The sequence below is a fragment of the Saccharopolyspora sp. genome (genome assembly GCF_017434145.1).
In the GTDB taxonomy this organism is placed as follows: domain Bacteria; phylum Actinomycetota; class Actinomycetes; order Mycobacteriales; family Pseudonocardiaceae; genus Saccharopolyspora_C; species Saccharopolyspora_C galaxeae.
Genome location: NZ_JAFRFW010001017.1, coordinates 1 through 7,706, shown reverse-complemented (window position 1 = coordinate 7,706; position 7,706 = coordinate 1). Strand labels below are relative to the sequence as shown.

7 protein-coding genes are annotated in these 7,706 nt (G+C 70.1%); 5 read left to right on the top strand and 2 right to left on the bottom strand.

Annotation, left to right across the window (positions count from 1 at the left end; all coding sequences use genetic code 11):
* A partial coding sequence (locus IJH84_RS27740; RefSeq protein ID WP_295150842.1) for a GtrA family protein occupies positions 1 to 459 on the bottom strand: 459 nt, incomplete at its 3' end.
* Between the two features lie 242 nt (positions 460 to 701).
* Between IJH84_RS27740 and IJH84_RS27735 the strand changes: the two genes are divergently transcribed.
* The 3 genes from IJH84_RS27735 to IJH84_RS27725 are packed head-to-tail and all read left to right on the top strand — an operon-like array spanning position 702 to position 4,155.
* Positions 702 to 2,036, top strand: a complete 1,335-nt coding sequence (locus IJH84_RS27735) for an FAD-binding oxidoreductase (protein ID WP_295150846.1) — start codon at positions 702 to 704, stop codon at positions 2,034 to 2,036.
* 26 nt (positions 2,037 to 2,062) lie between these two features.
* Entirely contained in the window at positions 2,063 to 3,397 is a 1,335-nt protein-coding gene (locus tag IJH84_RS27730) for an FAD-binding oxidoreductase (RefSeq protein ID WP_295150844.1), read from the top strand.
* Positions 3,394 to 4,155: a decaprenylphospho-beta-D-erythro-pentofuranosid-2-ulose 2-reductase gene (locus IJH84_RS27725; RefSeq protein WP_295150840.1), complete on the top strand. Its 762-nt coding sequence runs from the start codon at positions 3,394 to 3,396 to the stop codon at positions 4,153 to 4,155. Before IJH84_RS27730 ends, IJH84_RS27725 begins: the two co-directional genes overlap by 4 nt.
* Before the next feature lie 258 nt (positions 4,156 to 4,413).
* Here IJH84_RS27725 and IJH84_RS27720 read toward each other — a convergent pair whose 3' ends face one another.
* A complete protein-coding gene (locus tag IJH84_RS27720) occupies positions 4,414 to 5,289 on the bottom strand; it encodes a helix-turn-helix transcriptional regulator (protein ID WP_200068147.1) in 876 nt (291 codons plus the stop codon).
* A 255-nt stretch (positions 5,290 to 5,544) separates the two neighbouring features.
* Between IJH84_RS27720 and IJH84_RS27715 the strand changes: the two genes are divergently transcribed.
* Positions 5,545 to 6,372, top strand: coding sequence for an SDR family NAD(P)-dependent oxidoreductase (locus IJH84_RS27715; RefSeq protein ID WP_295150837.1), 828 nt, complete (start codon positions 5,545 to 5,547; stop codon positions 6,370 to 6,372).
* A 125-nt stretch (positions 6,373 to 6,497) separates the two neighbouring features.
* Positions 6,498 to 7,706, top strand: a 1,209-nt coding sequence (locus IJH84_RS27710; RefSeq protein WP_295150835.1) for an arabinosyltransferase domain-containing protein, incomplete at its 3' end; no start/stop codon positions are given.

Genomic DNA, 7,706 nt, shown 5'->3' with positions numbered 1-7,706 from the left:
GCCCTGCGCGATCACCCAGAACAACGTGAACTGCCACGCCTGCTGGGCGTCGAACAGCACCACCAGCAGCTGGTTCGACCCCATGTTCACGAAGAACGTCACGGTGTAGACGATCGCGAACGCCCCGGCCTTGGCCTTCGAGTTGCCGGTGCTGGCGCCGCTGAAGGTGTACTTCCGGTTGATCAGGTACGAGGTGGTGGTGCCGAGGATGAACGAGATCGACTTGGACAACCACACCGGGAACCCGGCCAGGCCGAGCAGCAGCGAATAGGTGCCGAAGTCGATCAGCGCGCAACCGCCGCCGATCACCACGAACCGCAGGAGCTGCTGGAACAGCCCGAGTTGTGCTGATTCCCCGGATTGTGCTGATCCGGAGCCCGCTGCGTCCGCCCCGGCGGAGCCATCGCCCTCGGGACGGTCGCCCTTGGGGCCCTCGGTCTCGGTGTCGGCCACGGCCACTGGGTCACCTCAAGAGTCGTCAACGACAGGCCGGGAAGATCGACGACGCACTGGCGCCACTGATCCCCGAAAAGTGTAACGGCGCACCTATTTACGGCACTCGCCGCCCGTGCTTCAGCGGGCGACTACCCGGCAGTACCGGGGGATGCCGCGCGGATAGACTCGGCTGGGTGGGATCGGTACAGCAGCAGCACGCCGACGGCGACTCCGCCGGCGGTCCGGCCGCTGCGCAGGCACGGCGGCTGACCGGCTGGGGCCGCACGGCGCCGAGCACGGCGCGGGTGCTGAGCACACCGGACGTGGACGTGCTCGCCAAGGCGGTCCGCGGAGCCGGTGCGCGCGGCGTCATCGCTCGCGGGCTCGGCCGCAGCTACGGCGACCCGGCGCAGAACGCGGGCGGCACCGTCATCGACATGACCGCGCTGGACCGGGTGCACCAGGTCGACGCCGACGCGGCGACCGTGGTGACCGACGCCGGTGTCTCGCTGGACGCGCTGATGCGCCGCCTGCTGCCGTTCGGCCTGTGGATCCCGGTGCTGCCGGGCACCCGCCAGGTCACCGTCGGCGGCGCGATCGGTGCCGACATCCACGGCAAGAACCACCACTCGCAGGGTTCGTTCGGCAGCCACGTGCTGTCGCTGGACCTGCTCACCGCCGACGGTTCGGTGCGCACGCTGACGCCGCAGGGCGAGGGGTCGGAGCTGTTCTGGGCGACCGTCGGCGGCATGGGGCTGACCGGCATCGTGCTGCGCGCGACGATCCGCCTCAAGCGCGTCGAAACGGCTTACTTCCTGGTCGACAACGTGCGGACGAAGAACCTCGACGAGCTGATCGAGCACTTCACCGACGGCTCCGACGCGAACTACACCTATTCCGTCGCCTGGTTCGACTCGCTGGCGCGCGGCGACGCGATGGGCCGGGCGCTGCTGACCCGCGGCAACTCCGCCAAGGTGGAGGACCTGCCGCGCAAGCTGCGCAAGGACCCGTTGAAGTTCAACGCGCCGCAGTTGATGACCGCTCCGGCGATCTTCCCGAACGGGCTGGTGAACCGCCGCACGATCACCGCCTTCAACGAGGTCTGGTACCGCAAGGCGCCGACGCGGTTCGGCCAGGTCCAGAACATCACCCAGTTCTTCCACCCGCTGGACCTGGTCGGCGAGTGGAACCGGGTGTACGGCTCGAACGGTTTCCTGCAGTACCAGTTCATGGTGCCGTTCGGGCAGGAGGCGGTGTTCCGCCGCTGCGTCGAGAAGATCAGCGCCTCCGGGCACGCGTCGTTCCTGAACGTGCTCAAGACGTTCGGCCCGGGCAATCCGGCACCGATGTCGTTCCCCGGGGAGGGCTGGACGCTGACCGTCGACATCCCGGTCACGCCGGGGCTGGACCGGCTCTGCCGCGAGCTCGACGACATGGTGCTCGCGGCAGGTGGCCGGTTGTACCTGGCCAAGGAGTCGCGGACGACGGCGGAGATGATCGAGCGGATGTACCCGCGCATCCACGAGTGGCGCAAGATCCGCGCCTCGGTCGACCCCGAGGGCGTGTTCCATTCCGACCTGTCCCGGAGGTTGAGCCTGTGACCGCTGCGTTGCAGAACCGCACGCTGATGGGCTGGGCGCGCACCGCGCCGACCCAGGCCCGCGTGCTGAGCACCCGCGATGTCGAGGCGATCGCCCGCGCCGTGCGCGAGAGCGACGAGCGCGGTGTGATCGCCCGCGGCCTGGGCCGCAGCTACGGCGATCCCGCGCAGAACGCGGGGGGCGTCGTCGTCGACATCACCCCGCTGGACCGCATCCACGACATCGACCCCGATTCGGCGCTGGTGGACGTGGACGCGGGCGTGAGCCTGGACCAGCTGATGAAGGCCGCGCTGCCCTACGGCCTGTGGGTTCCGGTGCTGCCGGGCACCCGCCAGGTGACCATCGGCGGCGCGATCGCCAACGACATCCACGGCAAGAACCACCACAGCGCGGGCAGCTTCGGCAACCACGTGGTGTCGATGGACCTGCTCACCGCGGACGGCGAAGTCCGCACGCTGACGCCGGACGGCGCCGAGTCCGAGCTGTTCTGGGCCACCGTGGCGGGCATCGGCCTGACCGGCATCCTGCTGCGCGCCAAGATCCGGATGACCCGGACCGAGACCGCGTACTTCATCGCGGACACCGATCAGACCGCCGACCTGGACGAGACGATCGCGCTGTTCGACGACGGCTCGGACGAGAAGTACACCTACTCCTCGGCCTGGTTCGACTCGATCTCCACCGGGTCGAAGCTGGGCCGCGCCGCGTTCGGCCGCGGTTCGCTGGCCACCGTCGACCAGCTGCCGAAGAAGCTGCGCGCGGACCCGCTGAAGTTCGACGCCCCGCAACTGCTGACGCTGCCGGACGTGGTCCCGCCGCGGCTGGGCAACAAGCTCACGTTCAGCACGATCGGCGAGCTGTACTACCGCAAGACCCCGAAGCGCGGCCGGGACCAGATCCAGAACATCAGCGCCTTCTACCACATGCTCGACCTCATCGGTGAGTGGAGCAGGGCGTACGGTTCGCAGGGCTTCGCGCAGTACCAGTTCTCCGTGCCGTACGGCAAGGAGGAGGACCTCAAGCGGATCATCCGCAAGATCGCGCACTCCGGGCACGTCTCGTTCCTCAACGTCATCAAGAAGATGGGCGAGGGCAACCGGGGCCTGCTGTCCTACCCGCACCCCGGCTGGATGGTGTGCCTGGACTTCCCGATCGTGGACGGGCTGAGCCGGTTCTGCACCGAGCTGGACGAGGAAGTGCTCTCGCTCGGCGGCCGCCTGTACACCGCGAAGGACTCGCGGACCACCGCGGAGACGTTCCACAAGATGTATCCGCGGGTCGAGGAGTTCCGCAAGATCCGCCAATCCGTTGACCCCCGAGGCGTTTTCGCCTCAGACATGAGCCGGAGGCTCGAGCTGTGATTGACGCCGTTGGCAACCCGCAGTCCCTGTTCATCCTCGGCGGTACCTCCGACATCGCGCTGGCGACCGCGGAGCGGTACGCGAACCAGCGCCCGCTGCGGATCGTGCTGGCCGCGCGCCCGGAGGAGGCCGAGCTGGTCGAGGCCGCGGCCGAGCGGCTGCGCAAGACCGGCAGCACGGTCAGCACCATCGAGTTCGAGGCCCGCGACCCGGAAACGCACGGCGAGGTGGTCGAGAAGGCGTTCGCCGACGGCGACATCGACGTCACCCTGGTCGCGTTCGGCGTGCAGCTGGACAACGAGAAGTGCTGGACCGACCCGGCGGCCGCGCGGCTGACCGCGGAGGTCAACTACGTGGCGCCGATGTCGCTGGGCGTGCACCTGGCGGAGAAGCTGCGCAAGCAGGGCCACGGGCACCTGGTGATGATGGCTTCGCCCGCCGGTGAGCGCGCGCGCCGGACGAACTTCGTCTACGGCTCCGCCAAGGGCGGCATCGACCTGTTCTACTCCGGGCTGACCTACGCGCTGTCCGACTCGGGCGTGAAGGTCACGGTCGTGCGCCCGAACTTCGTGAAGACGAAGCTGACCGAGGGCATGAAGCCCGCGCCGATGGCGCAGACGCCGGAGCAGGTCGGCGCCGCGATCGTCGACGCGGTCCGCAAGGGCAAGGAGTCCATCTGGGTCCCGGCGCAGGTGCGCTGGGTGATGACCGTGCTGCGGCACCTGCCGCGGGCGATCTTCCGCACGCTGTCGTTCTGATCGAGCCGCTCGATCCGCCGGGCCGCCGGGGCTTTTCGCTCCGGCGGCCCGCTCTTTCCACACGAGTCCACTGTGGACTTAGATGTTCGGCCGGTGCGCCGCCCCGCGGCCGCGGTGGTGCAACCGGCGACGGCGGCGATCGTCCGGAGGCGTGGACGGATCAGCGCGTGCAGCACCAGTAGCGTGCCGAGCACCGCCACGATCTGCAGCGCGTCCCGTTCCACCATCGACGGGCCGAGCGCGCTCGCAAGATGCCGCTCACCCAGGCGTCGGCTGCTCGGCGGTGCGCTCGCTGCCCTCCGAGGTGAGCCGGGACAACAGGTGCATGGCCGCCTCCGAAGAGGATCCCGGCTCGGTGGTGTAGACGTACACGCTCTGATCGGGATCGCCGTTGGGCGTCAGCGCCTGGTACCGGACGGTGAGGTCGCCGACCAGCGGGTGGTGGTAGCCCTTCGTCCCGGTCGTGCGCAGGTGCACCTTGTTGTCCGACCAGCAGCGGCGGAACTTCTCGCTGTGGATGGACAGCTCGCCGATCAGCGCGCTGAGCTTCGGATCGTCCGGGTTGCGGCCCGCGTCCAGCCGCAGCATCGCCACCGTGTCCGCGGCCACCGCGTCCCAGTCCGCGTAGAGCTCGGGTGCGTGCGGGTCGAAGAACACGAACCGCGCCTGGTTGCGCCGCTGCGCCGGAAGCGCGTTGAAGTCGGTGATCAGCGCCGCGGCGATCCGGTTGTGCGCGAGCACGTCCAGCCGCCGTCCGAGCACGAACGCCGGTGAGCAGACCTGGTCGAGGCTGCGCACCAGGTCCAGCGTGGCCGGAGCCACGCGCTGCGGCTTCGGCCGCCGCTTGCGTTCCGGGCCGGGGCGGGCCAGGTCGAACAGGTGGCTGCGCTCGGCATCGTTCAGCCGCAGCGCGCCGGCCAGCGCGTCGAGCACTTCGGCCGAGGCGGTGGTGCTGCGACCCTGCTCCAGGCGGGTGCAGTAGTCGACGCTCACGCCGGCGAGCCGGGCGAGTTCTTCGCGCCGCAGCCCCGGAACCCGTCGCCTGCCGGTGTCCGGCAGGCCCAGCTCCGCCGGGTCCACCCTGGCCCGGCAGGACCGCAGGAACCCCGAAAGAGCGGTGCGCTGTGGACTCATACCACCAGTGTGCCCTGCGCAGGCGGGCCGAGGGACCGCTCGGGTGGGACGGTTCTTCCCCCGATGAGCGGGGCCTGCTCAGCCGCCCGAATCGGGTCGCCGAGCTGCTTCCGTGGTGTTCGTCCGGCCGGCACGGCCGGAGGATCTTAGAACCTGTCCTTGAACTTGGCGGTCCGGGTGTGTGCCCAGGTTCCGCTACCCGGACACCTCCGCACAACAAGTTCAAAGACAGGCACTTAGGAGAGGAATTCGGCAATGGCAACGTGGTTCATCACCGGCGCGGCTCGCGGTCTCGGCGCGGAGATCGCCCGTGCCGCGCTCGCCCGCGGCAACGACGTCGTGGCCGCAGCCCGCGACCCGCGCAAGCTCCCGGCCGACCTGCGGGACTCGGAGCAGGTGCTCGGCGTGCAGCTGGACGTGACGCGCAGTGCGGACGTCCCCGCCGCGATCGACGCGGCGATCGACCGGTTCGGCGGGATCGACGTGCTGGTCAACAACGCCGGTCGCGGCCTGCTGGGCGCGCTGGAGGAACTGTCCGACCAGGAGGTCCGCTCGCTGTTCGAGCTGAACGTGTTCGGCCTGCTGAGCACGACCCGCGCGGCGCTGCCCGCGTTGCGCGAGTCCGGCGGCCGCATCGTGCACATCGGTTCCCGCGGCGGATTCGAGGGCGAGCCGGGCGCGGGCGCGTACAACGCCACGAAGTTCGCGGTGGCCGGGATCAGCGAGGCGCTGGCAGCGGAACTGGCACCGCTGGGCGTGCAGAGCATGGTCGTCGAGCCGGGTACTTTCCGGACGGACTTCCTGGACGGCAGCTCGCTGTCGCGGCCCGCGAACTCCCTCGCGGTCTACGACGGCACTCCCGCGCACGACACGCTGGACTGGGCGGCCGCCACGAACCATGCTCAGCTCGGCGACCCGGTGCTCGCCGCGCGGTTCATCTGCGAGGTGACCGAGCAGGAGAAGCTCCCCGGGCACCTGCCGGTCGGCGCGGACGCGATCGAACGGCTCGAGGTGAAGCTCGCGGCGTTGCGCGGGGATCTCGACCAGTGGCGGGAAGCGGCGGCGGCCACCGCCGCGGAGTGAGCGCGCTGCGGGGAAACCCTTGAACCGGGACGAATCTCCGGGGTATTTCCGCAGATCAGACGATCGTAATCGGATAGCAATCCAACCACGGAAAAGCATTCACGCTGGTCAGCGATCAACGAAACGTGGGCTTATTTTCACGTTCCTCGCGTGCCGGTGCCGCGCTGCTCGCGGCGCTCGGCGGCTTGACCCTGCTGCTCGGCGTGTTGGCGGTGCTGGCTCCGGTCCGCGCCGACGACCCGGTGGTGCGCTGGCCGAAAGCCGATGCTCCGGCATCGTCGACGGTGCTGCCGCTATCGCCGTACCGGCCGCTGGAGTTCGACGCGACGATCCCGTGCGGGGCGTTGCACGCGGTGGACGCGCAGGACGGCACGGCGTTGAGCACGTCGCCGGAAGGACCCGGCCTGCGCGTCACCGCAGGCTCCGGGACCGTCCACTTCGGATACGGCGTGGACGAACTGCTGGCCGAGCCGCTGCCCGCGGGCGACTGCGCTTACCGGGTGCACGCCGACGCGGGCGGCGTGCAGGTGCTGCGCGACGGCCACGAGCTGGTGTCCCGGCCGGACCTGCTGCCGCCCCAGGTGGCCGAACTGGCCAGTGACGTCCCCGGCGCTCCCGGGCTCGGCGTCGAGCTGCACACCGACGCGCGCTACGAATCCGGCCCCACCGCGGTGAAAACGGTGCTGCTGATCGCGCACGCGTGCTGCCTGGCGCTGCTGCTGGTGCTGGCCTGGCGGCGATGGCGCGGCACGCAGTCGATGCACCGCCTGCGGGTTCCCCGGCCGGCACCGGCGGACGCGGTCGTGGTGCTGGTCTCGGTGGCGTGGGTGCTGCTCGGACCGGCCAACATGGACGACGGCTGGTACATGATGATGGCCCGCAACGCCGAGGCTTCCGGCTACCTCGGCAACTTCGTCTACATGTACAACGCCACGGAGAACCCCTTCGGGCTCAGCCAGTACATGCTGCAGGTCTGGGGCTGGCTCGGCGGATGGTCGCTGTGGTGGATGCGGCTGGTGCCGACGCTCTGCGGCCTCGCGACGTGGGCGCTGCTGCGGGTGTTGCTGGCGACGATGCTCGGCCGGACGGCGAACCTGCGGGCGGTGCCGTGGGCGCTGCTGGTCGCGCACCTGGTCTGGTACCTGCCTTACGGCACCACGCTGCGTCCGGAGCCGGTGATCGTGCTGTTCGCGGCGGCGACGCTGGTGTTCGCCGAGGCGGCGCGGGCGCAGCGGTCGGTCGGGGCGCTGGCCGCGGGCACGGTGTGCGCCACGCTCGCGGTCACCGCCTCGCCGTCCGGGGTGGTCGCGGCCGCACCGCTGCTGCTGAGCGTG